This window comes from Nitrosopumilaceae archaeon AB1(1), assembly GCA_033471095.1.
Lineage (GTDB): Archaea > Thermoproteota > Nitrososphaeria > Nitrososphaerales > Nitrosopumilaceae > Nitrosoabyssus > Nitrosoabyssus spongiisocia.
Map to the genome: position 1 here is coordinate 1365215 of CP136752.1, position 24964 is coordinate 1390178.

14 protein-coding genes are annotated in these 24964 nt (G+C 36.6%); 2 read left to right on the top strand and 12 right to left on the bottom strand.

From position 1 onward, the window contains the following. Positions 1–12 precede the first annotated feature (12 nt). Entirely contained in the window at positions 13–306 is a 294-nt protein-coding gene (locus R1F52_07730) for a hypothetical protein (protein WOV92979.1), read from the bottom strand. A gap of 115 nt (positions 307–421) precedes the next feature. On the opposite strand from R1F52_07730, the gene R1F52_07735 reads away from it, so the two are divergent. Together R1F52_07735 and endA are read left to right on the top strand one after the other, a co-directional pair. After that, positions 422–1075, top strand: a complete 654-nt coding sequence (locus tag R1F52_07735) for a DUF47 family protein (GenBank protein ID WOV92980.1) — start codon at positions 422–424, stop codon at positions 1073–1075. A gap of 1 nt (position 1076) precedes the next feature. Next, complete coding sequence (endA, locus tag R1F52_07740; protein ID WOV92981.1) at positions 1077–1610, top strand: tRNA-intron lyase; 534 nt, start codon at positions 1077–1079, stop codon at positions 1608–1610. Here the strand turns inward: endA and R1F52_07745 are convergent. The 11 genes from R1F52_07745 to R1F52_07795 all read right to left on the bottom strand — a co-directional run bounded on the left by R1F52_07745 (position 1607) and on the right by R1F52_07795 (position 24955). Next, complete coding sequence (locus tag R1F52_07745) at positions 1607–1981, bottom strand: hypothetical protein (protein ID WOV92982.1); 375 nt, start codon at positions 1979–1981, stop codon at positions 1607–1609. The two genes, endA and R1F52_07745, sit on opposite strands and share 4 nt — an antisense overlap. Before the next feature lies 1 nt (position 1982). After that, on the bottom strand, positions 1983–2219 hold the full coding sequence (locus tag R1F52_07750; GenBank protein WOV92983.1) for a hypothetical protein: 237 nt from the start codon (positions 2217–2219) through the stop codon (positions 1983–1985). Between the two features lie 85 nt (positions 2220–2304). Further along, positions 2305–4641 carry a DUF5011 domain-containing protein gene (locus R1F52_07755; GenBank protein ID WOV93894.1) on the bottom strand — a complete coding sequence of 779 codons (2337 nt, stop codon included), beginning with the start codon at positions 4639–4641 and terminating at the stop codon, positions 2305–2307. A 1392-nt stretch (positions 4642–6033) separates the two neighbouring features. After that, entirely contained in the window at positions 6034–6666 is a 633-nt protein-coding gene (locus tag R1F52_07760; protein WOV93895.1) for a DUF5011 domain-containing protein, read from the bottom strand. Positions 6667–6708: 42 nt separating this feature from the next. Continuing rightward, positions 6709–8469 (bottom strand): DUF5011 domain-containing protein, encoded by a 1761-nt coding sequence (locus R1F52_07765; GenBank protein WOV92984.1) that lies wholly within the window; start codon positions 8467–8469, stop codon positions 6709–6711. Positions 8470–8491: 22 nt separating this feature from the next. After that, complete coding sequence (locus tag R1F52_07770; GenBank protein ID WOV92985.1) at positions 8492–9598, bottom strand: LamG-like jellyroll fold domain-containing protein; 1107 nt, start codon at positions 9596–9598, stop codon at positions 8492–8494. 19 nt (positions 9599–9617) lie between these two features. Continuing rightward, positions 9618–10739, bottom strand: coding sequence for a DUF2341 domain-containing protein (locus tag R1F52_07775; protein ID WOV92986.1), 1122 nt, complete (start codon positions 10737–10739; stop codon positions 9618–9620). Continuing rightward, on the bottom strand, positions 10720–11199 hold the full coding sequence (locus R1F52_07780) for a DUF5011 domain-containing protein (GenBank protein WOV92987.1): 480 nt from the start codon (positions 11197–11199) through the stop codon (positions 10720–10722). Before R1F52_07780 ends, R1F52_07775 begins: the two co-directional genes overlap by 20 nt. Further along, positions 11180–22786: a DUF2341 domain-containing protein gene (locus tag R1F52_07785; GenBank protein WOV92988.1), complete on the bottom strand. Its 11607-nt coding sequence runs from the start codon at positions 22784–22786 to the stop codon at positions 11180–11182. Before R1F52_07785 ends, R1F52_07780 begins: the two co-directional genes overlap by 20 nt. Positions 22787–22802: 16 nt before the next feature. Further along, positions 22803–22988 (bottom strand): hypothetical protein, encoded by a 186-nt coding sequence (locus R1F52_07790; GenBank protein ID WOV92989.1) that lies wholly within the window; start codon positions 22986–22988, stop codon positions 22803–22805. A gap of 1034 nt (positions 22989–24022) precedes the next feature. Beyond that, positions 24023–24955, bottom strand: coding sequence for an EF-Tu/IF-2/RF-3 family GTPase (locus R1F52_07795; protein ID WOV92990.1), 933 nt, complete (start codon positions 24953–24955; stop codon positions 24023–24025). Positions 24956–24964: the final 9 nt, after the last annotated feature.

A 24964-nucleotide genomic window follows, 5' to 3' on the forward strand; every position in this document is an offset into this window, starting at 1 on the left:
TAGTGCTAAAATTCATTCCATACTTTTCATTATTCCATTTAGGACAAGAATACACTCATCATCATCACCCCATATTATATCTGTATTAAACGAGTCTAATGCCAGTGGGATTAATTTTAAATGATAACAAATATTATTCTCTGCAAAAAAAAACGCAGGACATGAACAGTATTTGTTTTCTGGGTCTACCCAATATTCTTCATTTTTGCCAACAACCGTCCAAATTTTTCTCCAACTTGGCATAAATATATGAAGTTTCACACCCTTGTTGAATAAAAGTTTCTCAATATGAACATCATCTGTCATTTATGAGCAAAATACTGTATAGCCATATTTCTAATTTCCCACCTAGTTTGTTAATTGACTGACATTACATCTCATAACTGTAGGTTTTAATTATGGGATTTGATATAATTTTTTTGTGTATAGCGGAGAATTAGAGGTTCAAGCCAAACGAAAAGCTATTGCAGTACTTCAAGATGAAATTAATCGTATACTAAATGCCTCAAGACAGCTATCAGCATTACCAGAGTTTATAGTTAAAAAGAAAAAATCTGACATCAAAATGGCGCTTGAGCAGATATCTAGTATTGAAGAAGAGGTTGAGAACCTTCGTAGAAAAATAACTAGAGAAGTAGCAGATGTTGGAGGTCTCATTATGAATCGTGAAAATTTATTAAATACAGCTTATACGATGGATGAGATCGCCGGTTACATTACAGGAATATCATTTAAACTATCCAACATTAAATCTACGACTTTGAAGAAAAATAATCTGGGGACAGAGATTACAGAGTTGATTGATCTAGTAGTAGATCAAATTTATAAATTAAATGAAATCATTCGCACTCTAAATAATAATACAGGTGCTGCTATTGATTTGGCACAAGAGACACAATCAATTGAGCGCGAAATTGATATCAAGTATCGTAAGATGACAATAAATATTTTAAATAATCTAACAAACAACACTGAAATTTTATTAATGAAAGATGTTGTAGAGGGAATCGAGGAGATGGCAGACAAGTGTCAAAGCGTATCTGACTCTTTTATTTTATTGGCCCTGAGTCTATAACTTGAAAGGCAGTCTTGTAAATAATCGCATCATTGTATGGGATATTATGGAATCTCGTCAATTGTTTAAACAGGGATATTATGGAAAACCAATTGGAATTGCAAAACCCAAAATTGACGAGATAGATGTTCCTCTAATACTAGATCTTATTGAGGGATTATACCTATTGGAGAGCTCTATAATAACCATTTATGACTCTAGGAAAAAACTAGGTAGGCAGAAACTATATGATTTGTGTGAGAAAGAGTATCATGATTTTTCTAAAAAATATATGGTATACAAGGATTTTAGAGAAAAAAAATATATCGTAACTCCCGGAATAAAATTTGGTTGTGATTTTGCAGTATATCAAAAGGGTCCAGGTATTGATCATTCTCCTTTTTTGATTCAGGTATATTCTAGAAGTGACAAAGTTGTTGCAACAGATATTGTACGTGCAGGAAGACTTGCAACATCTGTGAAAAAACAATTCATTCTAGCAATTCCGTATAGAAATTATATAGAATATGTTGCGCTAGATTGGTGGAGAGCCTAGAGGGATTTTATATGCCCAGCTATGATATCATAAATCAGGAATAATTCTTTTGAGATGGTAAAATCATATAGATTTTTCCACTTACCATATATTCGGACTCCAGAATTTGTGGGTTCTACAAATAAAATTCCATCATAGGGAGTTTGTTTTATAATCATGTTGTTTAGGGATGTGTCCTGATTTAAAATATATGCAAGTTTACCACCATCCCAAGATACAGCAGATATCTGTTTTTGTGCAAATCTGCCTCTGGTGTGTAGAATAGTGTTTGCAGTATAATCTAGTACTTTATTCTTCACATCTTTTTTTACAATATAATGAGCCATGAATTTATCTTGGGCCCCCCATGAAGAAATTATAGAGTTTTGCATGTTATCCCTTTTGTAAGATTTGAATTATATCTATATTTGAATTTTGTATATCTAGTGTACCATGATTTGTAATCATTCGTGGGGCTTGGGTAAAAGTTCTAGCAAAGTACTCATCATTCTCAACGTAACTAGTACCAAGTTTATTCGGTGTGGATTTTACAGATATATTAGATAGATAATCGGCAAATATCTCAGATTGTGTTTTTAAATTAATAGTATCAGATTCGTCATCTTGCATATATCAGATAATTAATTTTCCCTTAATTATATCATACCACTGTGGTCAAAATTAGATTTGAGTGAAATGATTTTATGTAAGGAATTTAAGATACGAGTTTGACAGATTTAATTTTTTTATGTAGATAAACAAATGCCAATGTTGGTAGACCAACATAAATTAGCAAGTTGATAGCAATTACAAGTAATCCCAAAGCCAACACACTATTCTCCGAGTCATCTGCCATCGTCATTATAGAGACACTAGAGAGTAGAGGATATAGAATAGTCTGAATTATTTCACGCAGTAGAGGGTTTTCACGCTCAGCATCTGCAATTACAGGTGAAAAGGTGTAATAGATTTGGTTGAATGATGTTATGAAGGATATTCCAGGTAGACTAGTCATTAAAGTTGTATCACGTATCTCTCTGAGCATTTGTACTTGTTGTGAAAGCTCAGTTCCATATACTGCTGTTGCGATTAGACAACCACCTTCAGTAGTGGTAGTAGTAGAGTTATCATCCTTTATGGTTTTATCATCCATTATGGTTTTATTGTCCATTATGGTTTTATTATCCATTATGGTTTTATTGTCCATTATGGTTTTATTGTCCATTATGGTTTTATTGTCCATTATGGTTTTATTGTCCATCATAGTATCATCATCCATCATGGTATCATTATCCATCATAGTATCATTATCCATCATAGTATCATTATCCACTATGGTTTTATCGTCCATTATGGTACCGGTAGATGTAACAGGTAATGTAGAATCAAAAGTGATGGAACCGGTGGGTTGAGAAACATCTACTAATTTTTTTTCACTTGTAAAGAAAGTATTAGAGTATACACTAGCCTTTACAGATACTAAGCGTTCATCAGAAGACACTAGACCCAAATAGACGGCTCTATCAGAGTAGGGCTGTGTTAGGGAGAGTTGAGTTGCAATTACCCCTAGTTTGGAACTACTAATAGTAACAAAAGCATCATCAGATGATGGGCTAGCAATAATTTCAACTAGTTTTTTATCATCAGCTACTTCCCAAGATACTTTGTGAATAATAGCCTCTACAATTATTGGGGCTTGACCACCAGTGAATATACGATTTGCGCTGCCACCTCCTCCTCCTGAGCTACTGCCACCACCACTACTAGTAAATGGAATAGGTGCAGGTGCTTGAGTACTAGTGGTACTGGTGGAAGATGTTAGAGCAAAGGTGGATAGGTGAGTGGTGTAAATTGCTACATGAGTGTTGTCATCTACAAAACATTCGTTTGTGGAAGTAGTGGTTAAAAGAGTATTAATTTCTGCGATATTACTAGTACCACAGGATGATATCTGGGTTGGTGTAGAGCCAATAGTATTTACATAATATATATTATGATTATTTCCACCTTGATTTTCAAATACAATAGACGCAACTGTATCACCTAGGTTGAGATCAATTGTTACATCTCCCAAAGTTATAGCTGTAACCGTTACATGACTAGTAGTAGTCTGACCTACAGTTGTAGAGGGTATAGTAATAGTAGCAGTACGTGGTGCAAGGAATTGCGAATCCCAAGTACCATCATGAGTAATAATAGTACTAGTAGGTATCATGACTGTAATGTTATTTATAGATACAAGTTTGGCACTTAATCCTGCAGTGATATTAGTAGTGTTGGAAGTAGAGGCGATATAATTGATAGTAATATTTTGATGTTCAGGTGTAAGAATTAATGGTGCGTCCACATGAATAGTGGCAGGAGATAATACCTGATCGTCTGATGAAATGATGTTTTGGACGTTGAATGATGAGTTATTAGTAAGTATATCATTATTTGCAACATCTACAATTGAATTTGCGTTAATAGTCACTTGAGGACCACCAACCGACCCGATAAAAACGTTAAATATAGATTCGGTGGCTGTGCTGTTAAAAGTTAGAACTAGAGTAGGATTGTTTGTATAATTAATATTAGAAGGGAAAACGAATCCTATAAGCAATTGTGATGGATTAGTTATACTTACATTTTCACTAAATGTAATGGATAGGGTATGTGTTTGAGCATCATATACTGGAGTACCAACGACTGTTGGGTGAATAGTATCACGAACAATTACAGTTCTATTCACTTGGGTGGCATCATTTCCTGATGAATCAACAGAGTGGTATGTGATGGTGTAATTGCCTATAGTATTTGTATCTACAGTGTCACCACGAATAACGATAGGAGAGTCATCATCAGTAGTGGCGTTTTGCTCAGAGTAGGATGAGCCAAGTTCTACATAAACAACATCATTACCATTCAGTGTGATTACTGGGGGAGTAGTGTTACGAACAACTATAGTTCTATTAACTTGGGTGGCATTATTTCCTGATGAATCAACAGAGTGGTATGTGATGGTGTAATTGCCTATAGTATTTGTATCTACAGTGTCACCACGAATAACGATAGGAGAGCCATCATCAGTAGTGGCGTTTTGCTCAGAGTAGGATTAACCAAGTTCTACATAAACAACATCATTACCATTCAGTGTGATTACTGGGGGAGTAGTGTTACGAACAACTATAGTTCTATTCACTTGGGTGGCATTATTTCCTGATGAATCAACAGAGTGGTATGTGATGGTGTAATTGCCTATAGTATTTGTATCTACAGTGTCACCACGAATAACGATAGGAGAGCCATCATCAGTAGTGGCGTTTTGCTCAGAGTAGGATTAGCCAAGTTCTACATAAACAACATCATTACCATTCAGTGTGATTACTGGGGGAGTAGTGTTACGAACAATTACAGTTCTATTCACTTGTGTGGCATCATTTCCTGATGAATCAACAGAGTGGTATGTGATGGTGTAATTGCCTATAGTATTTGTATCTACAGTGTCACCACGAATAACGATAGAAGAGTCATCATCAGTAGTGGCGTTTTGCTCAGAGTAGGATTAGCCAAGTTCTACATAAACGACATCATTACCATTCAGTGTGATTACTGGGGGAGTAGTGTCACGAACAACTATAGTTCTATTCACTTGGGTGGCATCATTTCCTGATGAATCAACAGAGTGGTATGTGATGGTGTAATTGCCTATAGTATTTGTATCTACAGTGTCACCACGAATAACGATAGGAGAGCCATCATCAGTAGTGGCGTTTTGCTCAGAGTAGGATTAGCCAAGTTCTACATAAACAACATCATTACCATTCAGTGTGATTACTGGGGGAGTAGTGTTACGAACAACTATAGTTCTATTAACTTGGGTGGCATTATTTCCTGATGAATCAACAGAGTGGTATGTGATGGTGTAATTGCCTATAGTATTTGTATCTACAGTGTCACCACGAATAACGATAGGAGAGCCATCATCAGTAGTGGCGTTTTGCTCAGAGTAGGATTAACCAAGTTCTACATAAACAACATCATTACCATTCAGTGTGATTACTGGGGGAGTAGTGTTACGAACAACTATAGTTCTATTCACTTGGGTGGCATTATTTCCTGATGAATCAACAGAGTGGTATGTGATGGTGTAATTGCCTATAGTATTTGTATCTACAGTGTCACCACGAATAACGATAGGAGAGCCATCATCAGTAGTGGCGTTTTGCTCAGAGTAGGATTAACCAAGTTCTACATAAACAACATCATTACCATTCAGTGTGATTACTGGGGGAGTAGTGTTACGAACAATTACAGTTCTATTCACTTGTGTGGCATCATTTCCTGATGAATCAACAGAGTGGTATGTGATGGTGTAATTGCCTATAGTATTTGTATCTACAGTGTCACCACGAATAACGATAGAAGAGTCATCATCAGTAGTGGCGTTTTGCTCAGAGTAGGATTAGCCAAGTTCTACATAAACAACATCATTACCATTCAGTGTGATTACTGGGGGAGTAGTGTCACGAACAACTATAGTTCTATTCACTTGGGTGGCATTATTTCCTGATGAATCAACAGAGTGGTATGTGATGGTGTAATTGCCTATAGTATTTGTATCTACAGTGTCACCACGAATAACGATAGGAGAGCCATCATCAGTAATGGCGTTTTGCTCAGAGTAGGATGAGCCAAGTTCTACATAAACAACATCATTACCATTCAGTGTGATTACTGGGGGAGTAGTGTTACGAACAACTATAGTTCTATTAACTTGGGTGGCATTATTTCCTGATGAATCAACAGAGTGGTATGTGATGGTGTAATTGCCTATAGTATTTGTATCTACAGTGTCACCACGAATAACGATAGGAGAGCCATCATCAGTAGTGGCGTTTTGCTCAGAGTAGGATGAACCAAGTTCTACATAAACAACATCATTACCATTCAGTGTGATTACTGGGGGAGTAGTGTTACGAACAACTATAGTTCTATTCACTTGGGTGGCATTATTTCCTGATGAATCAACAGAGTGGTATGTGATGGTGTAATTGCCTATAGTATTTGTATCTACAGTGTCACCACGAATAACGATAGGAGAGCCATCATCAGTAGTGGCGTTTTGCTCAGAGTAGGATTAGCCAAGTTCTACATAAACAACATCATTACCATTCAGTGTGATTACTGGGGGAGTAGTGTTACGAACAATTACAGTTCTATTCACTTGTGTGGCATCATTTCCTGATGAATCAACAGAGTGGTATGTGATGGTGTAATTGCCTATAGTATTTGTATCTACAGTGTCACCACGAATAACGATAGAAGAGTCATCATCAGTAGTGGCGTTTTGCTCAGAGTAGGATGAGCCAAGTTCTACATAAACAACATCATTACCATTCAGTGTGATTACTGGGGGAGTAGTGTCACGAACAATTACAGTTCTATTCACTTGGGTGGCATTATTTCCTGATGAATCAACAGAGTGGTATGTGATGGTGTAATTGCCTATAGTATTTGTATCTACAGTGTCACCACGAATAACGATAGGAGAGCCATCATCAGTAGTGGCGTTTTGCTCATTATATGTAGAGTTTATGCTTAGTGTTATGGTACTATTGCCATTCAGTGTGATTACTGGGGGAGTAGTGTCACTAACAATTACAAACCTATTCACTTGGGTGGCATTATTTCCTGCTGAATCAACAGAGTTATAGGTGACGGTATAATTTCCCACGAGAGATGAATTTACAGTGTCACCACCAATTGTTACTAGAGAGCCATCATCAGTAGTGGCGTTTTGCTCAGAGTAGGATGAGTCAAGTTCTACATAAACAGTAGCATTACCAATTAGTGTGATTACTGGGGGAGTAGTATCTGATGCATTAGAAATCATTACAGTTCTAACAACTTGGGTGGCATTATTTCCTGCTGAATCAACAGAGTTGTATGTGACGGTATAATTTCCCTTGAGAGATGAATTTACAGTGTCACCACCAATTGTTACTGGAGAACCATCATCAGTAGTGGCGTTTTGCTCATTATATGTAGAGTTTATACTTAGTGTTATGGTACTATTGCCATTCAGTGTGATTACTGGGGGAATAGTGTCACTAACAATTACAAGCCTATTCACTTGGGTGGCATTATTTCCTGCTGAATCAACAGAGTTGTATGTGACGGTATAATTTCCCTTGAGAGATGAATTTACAGTGTCACCACCAATTATTACTAGAGAGCCATCATTAGTAGTGGCGTTTTGCTCAGAGTAGGATGAGCCAAGTTCTACATAAACAGTAGCATTACCAATTAGTGTGATTAGTGGTCCAATAGAGGTATTGGTGGAAGATATTAGAGCATAGGTGGATAGGTGAGTGGTGTAAATTGTTACATGAGTATTGTCATCTACAAAACATTCGTTTGTGGAAGTAGTGGTTAAAAGAGTATTAATTTCTGCGATATTACTAGTACCACAAGAGAAAATCGAGGTTGGTGCAGAGTTTGTAGAATTTGCATAATATGCACTATAATTATTTCCGCCTTGATTTTCAAATAAAAGAGATGCAACTTTGTTTAGGTTAGAATCAGTGGTTGTATCTCCCAAAGTTATAGCTGTAATCGTTACATGACTAGTAGCAATTTGACCTACAGTTGTAGAGGGTACAGTAATAGTAGCATTACGTGGTGCAAGGAATTGCGAATCCCAAGTACCATCATGAGTGATATTAGTACTAGTAGGTATCGTGACTGTAATGTCATTAGTAGATACAAGTTTGGCATTTAATCCTGCAGTGATAGTAATAGTATTGCCAAAAGAAGCAGCAGTATAATTGATAGTAACATTTTGATGTTCAGGTGTAACAATTAATGGTACGTCTATATGAAGAAGTGTAGGAGACACTACCTGATCGCTTGATGTAACGTTACTTTGGACGTTTAAGTTTTTTCCTACATTCAGCTAAAGCATTATTTGCAGTATCTAAAACAGAAGCTGTAGGGAAATATACATTAGCTCCAGAACTTGGTTGTAGATTTGTGTTAATCACATTTTCAGATATACTGTTATTAAAAGTAAAAACCAAAATAGGATTGTTTGTAGAATCAACATTAGTAGTAGTGAATGCTCCTGCAATTATACCCAATCGTGGTGAATTAGGTATGATTACATTTTCACTAAAGGTAACAGTTAGAGTATGTGCTAAAGTATCATATATCGGAGTACCAACGACTATTGGGTTAGTAGTGTCACGAACAACTATAATTCTTTTTACTTGAATGGCATTATTTCCTGCCGAATCAGCAGAGTCATACGTGATGGTATAGTTGCCCAAGGTATCAATGTCTACAGTGTCACCACCAATGACTATTGCAGAGCCATCATGAGCGGTGGCGCCTTGTTCAGTATATGCACTGCCTTGCTCTACGTAAATAATAGCACTACCATTCAGTGTGATGATTGGAGCGGTTCTAGGTACAACAGTAGCGCCAGATCTATCCTGCGCTCCAGATACATTAAAGAAAGTAGAAGGTGAGTTTTGATTTGCATACTCTGTTGCAATCCAGTCTGCAGAGCGAGCAGTAGATGATAGTCGGAATTCATCGAATTTGCCATCAAAGTAGAAATCACCTTCCCAATTGGATCTTCCGATATAGTTTGACGCTCTATTCACATCATAAGATGTATGCACAGCACCACTAGTAATTGAGGTACCATTTTTGTAGATAGTTGCTGTACCTGATGATTCATGTACAACTGTAAAGTATGCCCATTGACCTTCCTGTAGAATATCACTAGCTGTGACACCCCGAGATTCGTCAGTCTGTAGCACTTCATATCTTAAACTCTCGGTATTGCTAGTGGTAGCAATTAGAATATTGTCTTGTGCCTCACCATTGCCAAAATCAATGATTCTAGCCCCACTTTTAATGATATCAATATTTGCCCATATTGAGATGGTAAAGTCTGTATTGTTGAATAGACTACCTGCCAAGTCTGGAAGTTCAAGATAAACACCGTTGTTTTCGTCCACTCCATCAAAGTTTATTCCATTACCAATTTGTGCAGCTGACTAAATCATTAAAGTCAAAGTCAGTATTGCCTATAGACTCTGGTGTTGCATGACAATCATTCCCTGATGAGTCTAGTATAGAGTGTGCACGAAAAGTGGATTGATCCATGTGATAAATTATTTCATAGTCTGAATCCCAAACATCAGGATATGCAATGGGTGACGCTGTTGAGACATTATAATACATGTAGAGTGTGGTATCACTGGTATTGCTCAAAGTAGGTAGACGAACCCAAGCTACTAGGGTACCACCAAAAGCATCATTAGTAAATGATACAATTTCATACTCTAAGAGGGTAGTGCCATCAGTAGTAGTGAATCTTATATCTTGTCCAGCAGATTGAACATGTATAGAATTAAGATTTGTATCATTTATAGATATTAAAGCTGTGAAATTTTCATGATTTCCAATTACTTGGGATGAATCCATAGTAATCTGTAGTCTTGTGTTCCAAGAGGCACCTAGTATTTGTTGAACAACTACAGTTCTATTAACTTGGGTGGCATTATTTCCTGATGAATCAGCAGAGTGGTATGTGATGGTGTAATTGCCTGCAGTATTTGTATCTACAGTATCACCACGAATAACGATAGGAGAGCCATCATCAGTAGTGGCGTTTTGCTCAGAGTAGGATGAGTAAATTTCTACATAAACGACATTATTACCATTCAGTGTGATTACTGGGGGAGTGGTATCTGATGCATTAAAAATTATTACAGTTCTAACAACTTGGGTGGCATTATTTCCTGATGAATCAGCAGAGTTGTATGTGATGGTGTAATTTCCCACTAGAGATGAATTTACAGTGTCACCACCAATTGTTACTGGAGAGCCATCATCAGTAGTGGCGTTTTGCTCAGAGTAGGATGAGTCAAGTTCTACATAAACAGTAGCATTACCAATTAGTGTGATTACTGGGGGAATAGTGTCACTAACAATTACAAGCCTATTCACTTGGGTGGCATTATTTCCTGCTGAATCAACAGAGTCATAGGTGACGGTATAATTTCCCTTGAGAGATGAATTTACAGTGTCACCACCAATTGTTACTGGAGAGTTATCATCAGTAGTGGCGTTTTGCTCAGAGTAGGAATGAGTCAAGTTCTACATAAACAGTAGCATTACCAATTAGTGTGATTACGGGGGGAGTATTATCTGGTGCATCAGAAATTATCACAGTTCTAACAACTTGGGTGGCATTATTTCCTGCTGAATCAACAGAGTTGTATGTGACGGTATAATTTCCCATGAGAGATGAATTTACAGTGTCACCACCAATTGTTACTGGAGAGTCATCATCAGTAGTGGCGTTTTGCTCATTATATGTAGCGCCAACAAATAGTGTTATGGTACTATTGCCATTCAGTGTGATTACTGGGGGAATAGTGTCACTAACAATTACAAGCCTATTCACTTGGGTGGCATTATTTCCTGCTGAATCAACAGAGTCATAGGTGACGGTATAATTTCCCACGAGAGATGAATTTACAGTGTCACCACCAATTGTTACTGGAGAGTTATCATCAGTAGTGGCGTTTTGCTCAGAGTAGGAATGAGTCAAGTTCTACATAAACAGTAGCATTACCAATTAGTGTGATTACTGGGGGAGTATTATCTGGTTCATCAGAAATTATCACAGTTCTAACAACTTGGGTGGCATTATTTCCTGCTGAATCAACAGAGTCATAGGTGACGGTATAATTTCCCATGAGAGATGAATTTACAGTGTCACCACCAATTGTTACTGGAGAGTCATCATCAGTAGTGGCGTTTTGCTCATTATATGTAGCGCCAACAAATAGTGTTATGGTACTATTGCCATTCAGTGTGATTACTGGGGGAATAGTGTCACTAACAATTACAAGCCTATTCACTTGGGTGGCATTATTTCCTGCTGAATCAACAGAGTCATAGGTGACGGTATAATTTCCCACGAGAGATGAATTTACAGTGTCACCACCAATTGTTACTGTAGAGTTATCATCAGTAGTGGCGTTTTGCTCAGAGTAGGATGAGCCAAGTTCTACATAAACAGTAGCATTACCAATTAGTGTGATTACTGGGGGAGTATTATCTGGTGCATCAGAAATTATCACAGTTCTAACAACTTGGGTGGCATTATTTCCTGCTGAATCAACAGAGTTGTATGTGACGATATAATTTCCCATGAGAGATGAATTTACAGTGTCACCACCAATTGTTACTGGAGAGTCATCATCAGTAGTGGCGTTTTGCTCATTATATGTAGCGCCAACAAATAGTGTTATGGTACTATTGCCATTCAGTGTGATTACTGGGGGAATAGTGTCACTAACAATTACAAGCCTATTCACTTGGGTGGCATTATTTCCTGCTGAATCAACAGAGTCATAGGTGACGGTATAATTTCCCACGAGAGATGAATTTACAGTGTCACCACCAATTGTTACTAGAGAGTTATCATCAGTAGTGGCGTTTTGCTCAGAGTAGGATGAGTCAAGTTCTACATAAACAGTAGCATTACCAATTAGTGTGATTACTGGGGGAGTATTATCTGGTGCATCAGAAATTATCACAGTTCTAACAACTTGGGTGGCATTATTTCCTGCTGAATCAACAGAGTCATAGGTGACGGTATAATTTCCCATGAGAGATGAATTTACAGTGTCACCACCAATTGTTACTGGAGAGTCATCATCAGTAGTGGCGTTTTGCTCATTATATGTAGCGCCAACAAATAGTGTTATGATACTATTGCCATTCAGTGTGATTACTGGGGGAATAGTGTCACTAACAATTACAAGCCTATTCACTTGGGTGGCATTATTTCCTGCTGAATCAACAGAGTCATAGGTGACGGTATAATTTCCCACGAGAGATGAATTTACAGTGTCACCACCAATTGTTACTGGAGAGTTATCATCAGTAGTGGCGTTTTGCTCAGAGTANGGAATGAGNTCAAGTTCTACATAAACAGTAGCATTACCAATTAGTGTGATTACTGGGGGAGTATTATCTGGTTCATCAGAAATTATCACAGTTCTAACAACTTGGGTGGCATTATTTCCTGCTGAATCAACAGAGTCATAGGTGACGGTATAATTTCCCATGAGAGATGAATTTACAGTGTCACCACCAATTGTTACTGGAGAGTCATCATCAGTAGTGGCGTTTTGCTCATTATATGTAGCGCCAACAAATAGTGTTATGGTACTATTGCCATTCAGTGTGATTACTGGGGGAATAGTGTCACTAACAATTACAAGCCTATTCACTTGGGTGGCATTATTTCCTGCTGAATCAACAGAGTCATAGGTGACGGTATAATTTCCCACGAGAGATGAATTTACAGTGTCACCACCAATTGTTACTAGAGAGTTATCATCAGTAGTGGCGTTTTGCTCAGAGTAGGATGAGTCAAGTTCTACATAAACAGTAGCATTACCAATTAGTGTGATTACTGGGGGAGTATTATCTGGTGCATCAGAAATTATCACAGTTCTAACAACTTGGGTGGCATTATTTCCTGCTGAATCAACAGAGTCATAGGTGACGGTATAATTTCCCATGAGAGATGAATTTACAGTGTCACCACCAATTGTTACTGGAGAGTCATCATCAGTAGTGGCGTTTTGCTCATTATATGTAGCGCCAACAAATAGTGTTATGGTACTATTGCCATTCAGTGTGATTACTGGGGGAATAGTGTCACTAACAATTACAAGCCTATTCACTTGGGTGGCATTATTTCCTGCTGAATCAACAGAGTCATAGGTGACGGTATAATTTCCCACGAGAGATGAATTTACAGTGTCACCACCAATTGTTACTAGAGAACCATCATCAGTAGTGGCGTTTTGCTCAGAGTAGGATGAGTCAAGTTCTACATAAACAGTAGCATTACCAATTAGTGTGATTACTGGGGGAGTATTATCTGGTGCATCAGAAATTATTACAGTTCTAACAACTTGGGTGGCATTATTTCCTGCTGAATCAACAGAGTCATAGGTGACGGTATAATTTCCCATGAGAGATGAATTTACAGTGTCACCACCAATTGTTACTGGAGAGTCATCATCAGTAGTGGCGTTTTGCTCATTATATGTAGCGCCAACAAATAGTGTTATGGTACTATTGCCATTCAGTGTGATTACTGGGGGAATAGTGTCACTAACAATTACAAGCCTATTCACTTGGGTGGCATTATTTCCTGCTGAATCAACAGAGTCATAGGTGACGGTATAATTTCCCACGAGAGATGAATTTACAGTGTCACCACCAATTGTTACTGTAGAGTTATCATCAGTAGTGGCGTTTTGCTCAGAGTAGGATGAGTCAAGTTCTACATAAACAGTAGCATTACCAATTAGTGTGATTACTGGGGGAGTATTATCTGGTGCATCAGAAATTATCACAGTTCTAACAACTTGGGTGGCATTATTTCCTGCTGAATCAACAGAGTCATAGGTGACGGTATAATTTCCCATGAGAGATGAATTTACAGTGTCACCACCAATTGTTACTGGAGAGTCATCATCAGTAGTGGCGTTTTGCTCATTATATGTAGCGCCAACAAATAGTGTTATGGTACTATTGCCATTCAGTGTGATTACTGGGGGAATAGTGTCACTAACAATTACAAGCCTATTCACTTGGGTGGCATTATTTCCTGCTGAATCAACAGAGTCATAGGTGACGGTATAATTTCCCTTGAGAGATGAATTTACAGTGTCACCACCAATTGTTACTGGAGAGTTATCATCAGTAGTGGCGTTTTGCTCAGAGTAGGATGAGTCAAGTTCTACATAAACAGTAGCATTACCAATTAGTGTGATTACTGGGGGAGTATCATCTGGTGCATCAGAAATTATTACAGTTCTATTAACTTGGGTGGCATTATTTCCTGCTGAATCAACAGAGTCATAGGTGACGGTATAATTTCCCACGAGAGATGAATTTACAGTGTCACCACCAATTGTTACTAGAGAATCATCATCAGTAGTGGCGTTTTGCTCAGAGTAGGATGAGTCAAGTTCTACATAAACAGTAGCATTACCAATTAGTGTGATTACTGGGGGAGTATTATCTGGTGCATCAGAAATTATTACAGTTCTAACAACTTGGGTGGCATTATTTCCTGCTGAATCAACAGAGTCATAGGTGACGGTATAATTTCCCATGAGAGATGAATTTACAGTGTCACCACCAATTGTTACTGGAGAGTCATCATCAGTAGTGGCGTTTTGCTCATTATATGTAGCGCCAACAAATAGTGTTATGGTACTATTGCCATTCAGTGTGATTACTGGGGGAATAGTGTCACTAACAATTACAAGCCTATTCACTTGGGTGGCATTATTTCCTGCTGAATCAACAGAGTCATAGGTGACGGTATAATTTCCCACGAGAGATGAATTTACAGTGTCACCACCAATTGTTACTGGAGAGTTATCATCAGTAGTGGCGTTTTGCTCAGAGTAGGATGAGCCAAGTTCTACATAAACAGTAGCATTACCAATTAGTGTGATTACTGGGGGAGTATTATCTGGTGCATCAGAAATTATCACAGTTCTAACAACTTGGGTGGCATTATTTCCTGCTGAATCAACAGAGTTGTATGTGACGATATAATTTCCCATGAGAGATGAATTTACAGTGTCACCACCAATTGTTACTGGAGAGTCATCATCAGTAGTGGCGTTTTGCTCATTATATGTAGCGCCAACAAATAGTGTTATGGTACTATTGCCATTCAGTGTGATTACTGGGGGAGTAGTGTCACTAACAATTACAAGCCTATTCACTTGGGTGGCATTATTTCCTGCTGAATCAACAGAGTCATAGGTGACGGTATAATTTCCCATTGAGAATGAATTTACAGTGTCACCACCAATTGTTACTGGAGAGTTATCATCAGTAGTGGCGTTTTGCTCAGAGTAGGAATAGTCAAGTTCTACATAAACAGTAGCATTACCAATTAGTGTGATTACTGGGGGAGTATTATCTGGTGCATCAGAAATTATTACAGTTCTAACAACTTGGGTGGCATTATTTCCTGCTGAATCAGCAGAGTTGTATGTGACGATATAATTTCCCTGGAGAGATGAATTTACAGTGTCACCACCAATTGTTACTGGAGAGTTATCATCAGTAGTGGCGTTTTGCTCATTATATGTAGCGCCAACAAATAGTGTTATGGTACTATTGCCATTCAGTGTGATTACTGGGGGAGTAGTGTCACTAACAATTACAAGCCTATTCACTTGGGTGGCATTATTTCCTGCTGAATCAACAGAGTCATAGGTGACGGTATAATTTCCCTTGAGAGATGAATTTACAGTGTCACCACCAATTGTTACTAGAGAACCATCATCAGTAGTGGCGTTTTGCTCAGAGTAGGATGAGTCAAGTTCTACATAAACAGTAGCATTACCAATTAGTGTGATTACTGGGGGAGTATCATCTGGTGCATCAGAAATTATCACAGTTCTAACAACTTGGGTGGCATTATTTCCTGCTGAATCAACAGAGTCATAGGTGACGGTATAATTTCCCATGGAGAGATGAATTTCAGTGTCACCACCAATTGTTACTGGAGAGTCATCATCAGTAGTGGCGTTTTGCTCATTATATGTAGCGCCAACAAATAGTGTTATGGTACTATTGCCATTCAGTGTGATTACTGGGGGAATAGTGTCACTAACAATTACAAGCCTATTCACTTGGGTGGCATTATTTCCTGCTGAATCAACAGAGTCATAGGTGACGGTATAATTTCCCACGAGAGATGAATTTACAGTGTCACCACCAATTGTTACTGTAGAGTTATCATCAGTAGTGGCGTTTTGCTCAGAGTAGGAATAGTCAAGTTCTACATAAACAGTAGCATTACCAATTAGTGTGATTACTGGGGGAATAGTATCTGAAATGTTGTTAATTACAGATTGGTTTACAAAGTTTTCTAGTGTTATGTCTGTACTTTGAGTAGAGTGTATTCCACCACTAGTTTTATTATATGAGATAGTGACGGTATAATTTGCAAAGAGAGTTCCGTTTATAATCAGAGTAACAGAGGAAGAGTCAATTGTTACTGGAAATATACCAGCAGATCTACTAGTAAGAGTAAAGTCAGTAGTAGGAAAAGTCGAATAGTTAATGTTTTCACTAAAAGTAATTGTAATAATAGAACCAGCTGTATCGGTAATAGCAGAAGTTATTACTATACTTCTATCTTCAGGTGCAGATATACGAACAACTATAGTTCTAGTTACCTGGGTGGCATTATTTCCTGCTGAATCAACAGAGTTGTATGTGATGGTGTAATTGCCTACAGTATTTGTATCTACAGTGTCACCACCAATAACGATAGGAGAGCCATCATCAGTAGTAGCGTTTTGCTCAGAGTAGGATGAGCCAAGTTCTACATAAACAGTAGCATTACCATTTAGTGTGATTACTGGGGGAATAATATCTGAAATGCTGTTAATTACAGGTTGATTCACAAAGTTTTCTAGTGTTATGTCTGTATTTTGAGTAGAGTTTATTCCACCACTAGTTTTAGTATATGAGATAGTGATGGTTTCATTTGCCAAGAGATTTCTGCTTAAATTCAGAGTAATTGAAGAGGAGTTTGATGTTATGCTATCTATTGTAGCAGATGTACCAGTAAGAGTAAAGTCTGTAGTAGGAATAACCGAATAGATAATGTTTTCATTAAAAGTAATTATAATGTTATCACCTTGTGTGTTGGTAATAGCAGAAGTTATCACTACACTTCTATCTTCAGGTGCAGATATAGTAAAGAAAGTAGAAGGAGAGTTTTGATTTGCATACTCTGTTGCAATCCAGTCTGCAGAGCGAGCAGTAGATGATAGTCGGAATTCATCGAATTTGCCATCAAAGTATTGATCATTTACCCAATTGGATCTTCCGATATAGTTTGATGCTCTATTCTCATTAAGAGATGTATGTACGGTATCACTAGTAATTGAGGCGCCATTTTTGTAGATAGTTGCTGTACCTGATGATTCATGTACAACTGTAAAGTATGCCCATTGACCTGTCTGCAAAACATCACTAGCTGTGATACCATCAGAGCTGGTACCCTGTCGCATATCATATCTCAAATGCGGGTTAGTGCGATGGGCAGCAATTAGAATATTGTTATTATCCTGACCATTGCCAAAATCAACGATTCTAGCCCAATTTTTAAGGACATCAATATTTGCCCATGCCGAGATGGTAAAGTCTGTATTGTGAAATAGACTACCTTCCAAGTCTGGAAGATCAAGATAATCTCCGTTGGAGTCGTCTACTCCATCAAAGTTTAGTCCATTACCAATTTGTGCAGATACTAAATCATTAGATTCAAAGGGAGTATTGCCTATAGACTCTGGTGTTGCATGACAATCATTCCCTGATGAGTCTAGTGTAGATTGTGCACCAAAAGTGGATTGATCCATGTGATAAATTATTTCATAGTCTGAATCCCAAACATCAGGATATGCAATAGGTGACGCTGTTGAGACATTATAATACATGTAGAGTATGGTATCACCGGTACTGCTCAAAGTAGGTAGACGAACCCAAGCTACTAGGGTACCGGTAGTGATATTATTAGTAAATGACTCAATTTCATGCCGTAATATAGTAAATCCATCACTGCTTGTGAAAATAATATCAGCACCGTTAGGTAGAACAGATGAATTGTTCAAAGCAGAATCAGAGATACTTACTAGAAGGGTAAAGTTTTGAAGAGTTGTAGTTATTTGGTTACTGTTAATAGTAATTTTCTGTCTAGTATTCCAATCAGATTGCAGGAGATCAGAAAAGACATCATTAATCACAGATACATCTTGGAAACTAGATAGAGCGGTGTTTTGGTAATTGAGTGTGGTTGATGATGCTGCACTAAAACTCAAGCTGACGCTTTGACCAAGGTCTATTGTAGAGTTTAGTGTTAAAGTAATGGTATCATCAGATGCGGTTGCCGAAACTATACCAATACTAGTTTCATTAAGAGTAAAGTCTGTAGTGATGAAATTAAATGAGACTAGATTGTGAGAGAGAAAAAGAAGAATAGAGTCACCAAGTTTGTTTGTGTATATAGAGTGAACAGAAAAGACATCAGCTAGAACATTATTGTTTACAGGTAGTAATGAGAAGGAACCTACCACCAATGGTACAGTATCATTTATCACACCTGATCCCTGTACATATGATAGAAGAGTGGTTTGATTAAACAGGATATTATTATTTAGGTTAAGAACTAGAGTGTTAGCAATTGTAGTAATGCTTGAAGGAATAGTGGTAGTACCATTGGTAGTTATCGTAAAGTTTGATTCAGATACACCAGTCAGAGTAATATTATTAGCAAAGGTAAGAATTATCGAGTCACCAGAGGTACTAGTATTGACTGATGTAAACTCCAAATATGGAAGTATAAGATTATGAACAAGTGAGCCATTAACAAATGCTAGGGCAGTACCGTTTTGATCATTAATGGTAGTACTGGTACCACCAGTATTGTTGTAAGATAGTGTAAAGTTTTGTCCACTAGGTATTATACCGCTAATAATTAGATCAATTACATTACTACTAGTAGAATTAAAACCGGAAACAGTAAAACCAGTTTTGTTGAAAGTAAAGTCAGAAGGTGATGGATTATTCAGTGTGACAGATTCATTAAATGTCAGAGTGATAACACTTCCAAGTAGATTAGTGGAAGCATTAATAATAACAGGTGGTGTTTGTGGAATATTATTTGCTACAACTAAATCGACAAAGTCTGCAAGAAAAGTGCCGCTTGTATCTGTTATTCCATTTGATGTCACAGATTTAGAGTAATTCATTCCAATGGTTTCATTTGTTAAAATATTGGTTGTTGTCATATCAACCATATTATTACTAGTCTTGGTAAATCCAGTTATATTTATAGAATATGTAGTGTTGAAGGCAAAGTCTGATGGTACTGGGTTTGATAGTATTATAGTCTCATCAAATGTTAGAGTAATTAGATTACCCAAGTTGTTGGTAACTGCACTAGTAATAACAGGTGGTGTTTTTGGAATGTTGTTATTCACAGGTTGATTCACAAAGCTTTCTAATGTTGTGTTGGTATTTTGAGTAGAGTTTATTCCACCACTAGTTTTAGTATATGAGATAGTGATGGTTTCATTTGCCAAGAGATTTCTGCTTAAATTCAGAGTAATTGAAGAGGAATCAGATATAATTCCAGATATTGTAGCAGATGTACCAGTAAGAGTAAAGTCAGTAGTAGGAATAACCGAATAGATAATGTTTTCATTAAAAGTAATTATAATGTTATCACCTTGTGTATTGGTAATAGCAGAAGATATTACTACACGTCTATCTTCAGGTGCAGAGAAAGTTAAGAAAGTAGAAGGAGAGTTTTGATTTGCATACTCTGTTGCAATCCAGTCTGCAGAGCGAGCAGTAGATGATAGTCGGAATTCATCGAATTTGCCATCAAAGTAGGAATCACCTGTCCGATGGGATTTTCCGATATAGTTTGATGCTCTATCCACATCAAGAGATACTTGTCGGATATTACTATTAATTGAGATACCATTTTTGTAGATAGTTAATTCACCTGATGGTGTTTTATGTACAACTGTAAAGTATGCCCATTGACCTGTCTGTAGAACATTACTAGTTGTGAGATTCTCAGCGGTTGTAAACACAAGTATTTCATATATCAAATCCGTGGTATTTTCACGGATAGCAATTTGAATATTGTGTCTCTGAGCATTGCCAAAATCAACGATTCTAGCCCAATTTTTAAGAACATCAATATTTGCCCATACCGAGATGGTAAAGTTTGTATTGTGAAATAGACTACCTTCCAAGTCTGGAAGATCAAGATAATCTCCGCTGGAGTTGTCTACTCCATCAAGGTTTAATCCATTACCAATTTGTGCAGATACTAAATCATTAGAGTCAAAGGAAGTAGAGCCTGTAGATAGTGGTGTTGCATGACGATTATTCCCTGATGAGTCTAGTGTAGATTGTGCACCAAAAGTGGATTGATCCATGTGATAAATTATTTCATAGTCTGAGTCCCAAACATCAGGATATGGAATATGTGACTCTGTTGAGACATTATAATACATGTAGAGTATGGTATCACTGGTACTGCTCAAAGTAGGTAGACGAACCCAAGCTACTAGAGTACCGGTAGTGATATTATTAGTAAATGATTCAATTTCATGCTGTAATATAGTAAATCCATCACTGCTAGTGAAAATAATATCAGCACCGTTAGGTAGAACAGATGAATTGCTCAAAGCAGAATCAGAGATACTTACTAGAAGGGTAAAGTTTTGAAGAGTTGCAGTTGTTTGGTTACTGTTAATAGTAATTTTCTGTCTAGTATTCCACAAGGAAGGTAGATTAATAATTTGAGCATTATTAGTGATTGGTTGATTTGTAAAGTTTGCAAGTGATAAATTATTTACGTTTGTAATACTACTAGTTGTTTGACTATATGATAGTGTTAATGGTAATGCAGGTAGAATGTTAGAGTCTAGTGTTAGATTGATGGCAGTGTCATTATGTTTAGTTATACTAGTTGTGGCAATACCTGAAATATTTACTGCAAAGTCAGTTGGAGAAGTGGTACTGGTAAGATTGATTCCTCTATCAAAGTTGACAATTATGTTGTTACCTTGCTGGTTTGTATAGGCGTTAACAAAGATTGGGGGTGGTAGAACATTATTAGTGATTGGTTGATTTGTAAAGTTTGCAAGTGATAAATCATTTACGTTTGTAATACTACTAGTTGTTTGATTATATGATAGTGTTAATGGTAATGCAGGTGGAATGTTAGAGTCTAGTGCTAGATTGATGGCAGTGTCATTATATCTAGTTATACTAGTTGTGGCAATACCTGAAATATTTACTGCAAAGTCAGTTGGAGAAGTGGTACTGGTAAGATTGATTCCTCTATCAAAGTTGACAGTAATGTTGTCACCTCGCTGGTTTGTATAGGCGTTAACAAAGATTGGGGGTGGTAGAACATTATTAGTGATTGGTTGATTTGTAAAGTTTGCAAGTGATAAATCATTTACGTTTGTAATATCACTAGTTGTTTGACTATATGATAGTGTTAATGGTAATGCAGGTAGAATGTTAGAGTCTAGTGTTAGATTGATGGCAGTGTCATTATGTCTAGTTATACTAGTTGTGGCAATACCTGAAATACTTACTGCAAAGTCAGTTGGAGGAGTGATACTGGTAAGATTGACTACTTTATCAAAGTTGACAATTATGTTGTCACCTCGCTGGTTTGTGTAAGCACTAACAAAAATTGGGTATGATGGAACATTATTAGTGATTGGTTGATTTGTAAAGTTTGCAAGTGATAAATCATTTGTATCTGTAATATTACTAGTTGTTCGATTATATGATAGTGTTAATGGCAATACAGGTGGAATGTTAGAGTCTAGTGTTAGATTGATGGCAGTGTCATTATGTTTAGTTATACTAGTTGTGACAATACCTGAAATACTTACTGCAAAGTCAGTTGGAGGAGTGGTACTGGTAAGATTGATTCCTCTATCAAAGTTGACAATTATGTTGTCACCTCGCTGGTTTGTATAGGCGTTAACAAAGATTGGAAATAATTGAACATTATTAGTGATTGGTTGATTTGTAAAGTTTGCAAGTGATAAAGTAGGGTGTAGACTATTAGTGATATTTGTGCCTGTATCGTTGTATGATAAAAGTGGAGAGTCGTCAAGAGATAGGGTAGAGTTTAGTGAAAGAATTATAGAAGTTGCATTATTACTAGTTATACTATTCACAGAAGCAGATGAATTAATTATAGCAAAGTCGCTAAGGAATGTAGTATTACCTACTGCAATATTTTCAGAAAATACAACAGTAATATAGCTACCAGATGTATCAGTATACGCGCTACTAAAACTAGGAGGATACAGAACTACATTATTTATTACATTAACAGCACTAATGAAGAAAGTATCGAAACCTAAAGTCATTATCAGAGGTACATTAGGTGTACTAGATTTACTATCAAAAATTAGACTAAGACTAGTAGTAGGAAGTATGGGCGGAGATACATCAATGGTGATAGTATTAATGGTAGCATTAGAAAAATTAATTATGTTATAGTTTGGAGGATCAAACATAAAAGATGAATTTAAATTATTTATATTCAGCTGAATCTGTGTATGTGAGAGTGTATAGATTGGTAGTAGGAGGCACAGATAAAGTTATCGTATCACCATCAATATTAGTATATGGAGCTTGTGCTTGTCCAAAAGCAGAACCTAGTGGAAAGAGCAAAGTGGCAGAGAGAACAACAATAGCAGTTAAAGATAGAATCATCATAGGCGAATGACAGTAATTATGCAATATTTATTAAAAATGAAAAAATGATTTATAACTGTTTGTCTAGTGATCAGGGCATACATTCAGATTCTCCTTGAGCAATCTAATAACATATCTTTGATATTCAGGTCACATCCCCTACAAGTCAAATAACACATCATCAATATACCAATACCCTCATTCATTTCTCATTAATCATTCATCCTCCGACTTGGACGAATAACCACATCTAGCAATTCACATTCGATAGGCACTGGTGTTTACACCATCGTATTCTAGAAATCAAACTAAATTAAGAGTATCTATCTCTAATTTACATTCAAACTGTTCTTGTGTGACATTCATGTAGGAATTAATAATTTATAAGATATGCCTCATTATCACATCGGAATCAATTGTATCTAAATACCATATTTTACAATACAGGTTTTGTATCGTGACATGTAACTGTTGTATCTGATATATATGTAATGATATGATTTCGATATCTCACAGTATATGAGCCCAACAACGATGAATATTGGAAATATTTTATATACAACATATCACAAACTGCTACTTGTTTACACATGCATAGAACTGTTTTGAGTAATGTGTAGAGTTGTAGTTATTTTATATATCATATACATCATGAAATTAAAATGCTTTGGGAAGTCTCCTTTGTGTTTCATAACAAAAAATCTAGTATCACACTTGGATCAAAATATTTGTATTTTGATCTACTCATAATAATATTTTCACTAATAAATAGCACATTGGAAACTTGAATACTTGATGTATGGAAATGTGACATGTAATTTCAGAAAAATCCAACATATCATTCAATGGTATAAGTGGGCTTCAAACTGATGTGATTTTAGTATTAATAATTCACAAATTTTCAACTATTAAATACTTTGTAAAATTTTAGTATATAACAAATTCATCAATGAGAGAGGTTTGTATTTTTCCTAAATCTAAAAATTCACATCTTGAAAGAGACACAGTAAGACAAGTATAATAAATTACAGTGAGATGTAAAGACAAGAAGGATGTCATTGCTCTATATGCTGTATAACGCCACTACCCAATATTCTACTAGTCTGAGATTCTGGTTTCAACACAATACAGATTGAATCAGATTCTAAAACAAGTGGTCTCTCAGTCTCAATTGTCACAGGGGATATAGAGATGAATCGTGCAAATCTTATCTGCAAACCAACACATACAAGACACATTTGATTTATACTAATCTCTTTGGTATAAAATGGGCTTTTTTTCAAATCAAGATGAAAAGTTTTTGTCACGTTTAGAGAACAAGAGGCTAAAATATCACCACGATTAATATCTGTAGATTTTATTCCCTTGAGAGATAATCCTACACGTGCAGGACATTGCGCCACTGTACAAGGATCATCATGCATCTGAATAGATTTTACCATTACTTTTTTACCAGATGGCAATAATACAAGGTTATCATATTGTTTTAATTGTCCTGTCATAACTTTACCAAGAACAACAGTTCCAACTCCTTTAACCTCAAAAGAGTGATCAATTATTATTTGTAGGTTTCTATTCGTGTCAGAAGAGACTTGTGGGAATGACATCATATGTGATTTCAAGTCATCTTGTTTCACTAATTCATATCGTTCTAAAACAGTTCCACGAATCATAGACAGTAATTTTGTTTCATCAACATCAAAACTATGACAAAGAATACCTTGTGTCATGTTTAAGGAGTCAAGTGCAATTATTTGCTCACCAGTAAAACGATTTAGTTTATTTACATAAAAAATGATATATTCAGACATATTTATGGCCTGAAGCAGAGGTTGAATTTTATCAGGAAATCCACTTGGAACAATCCATGTACGCAATACGTCAGAGTCTTTTTTATCATATAGCGTCAGATCAGTACTAGTACCTTTTTTACCAAATTGAGTTGCAATATCATGGTTAGACAACAAGGCAAAATTTATGGAATACATACAATAATG

What these genes read in the sequence shown, in the direction of transcription:
- R1F52_07790 (WOV92989.1), bottom strand. Translation starts at nt 22,988, where the DNA reads ATGATGATTCTATCTTTAACTGCTATTGTTGTTCTCTCTGCCACTTTG.
- R1F52_07730 (WOV92979.1), bottom strand. Translation starts at nt 306, where the DNA reads ATGACAGATGATGTTCATATTGAGAAACTTTTATTCAACAAGGGTGTG.
- R1F52_07745 (WOV92982.1), bottom strand. Translation starts at nt 1,981, where the DNA reads ATGCAAAACTCTATAATTTCTTCATGGGGGGCCCAAGATAAATTCATG.
- R1F52_07795 (WOV92990.1), bottom strand. Translation starts at nt 24,955, where the DNA reads ATGTATTCCATAAATTTTGCCTTGTTGTCTAACCATGATATTGCAACT.
- R1F52_07750 (WOV92983.1), bottom strand. Translation starts at nt 2,219, where the DNA reads ATGCAAGATGACGAATCTGATACTATTAATTTAAAAACACAATCTGAG.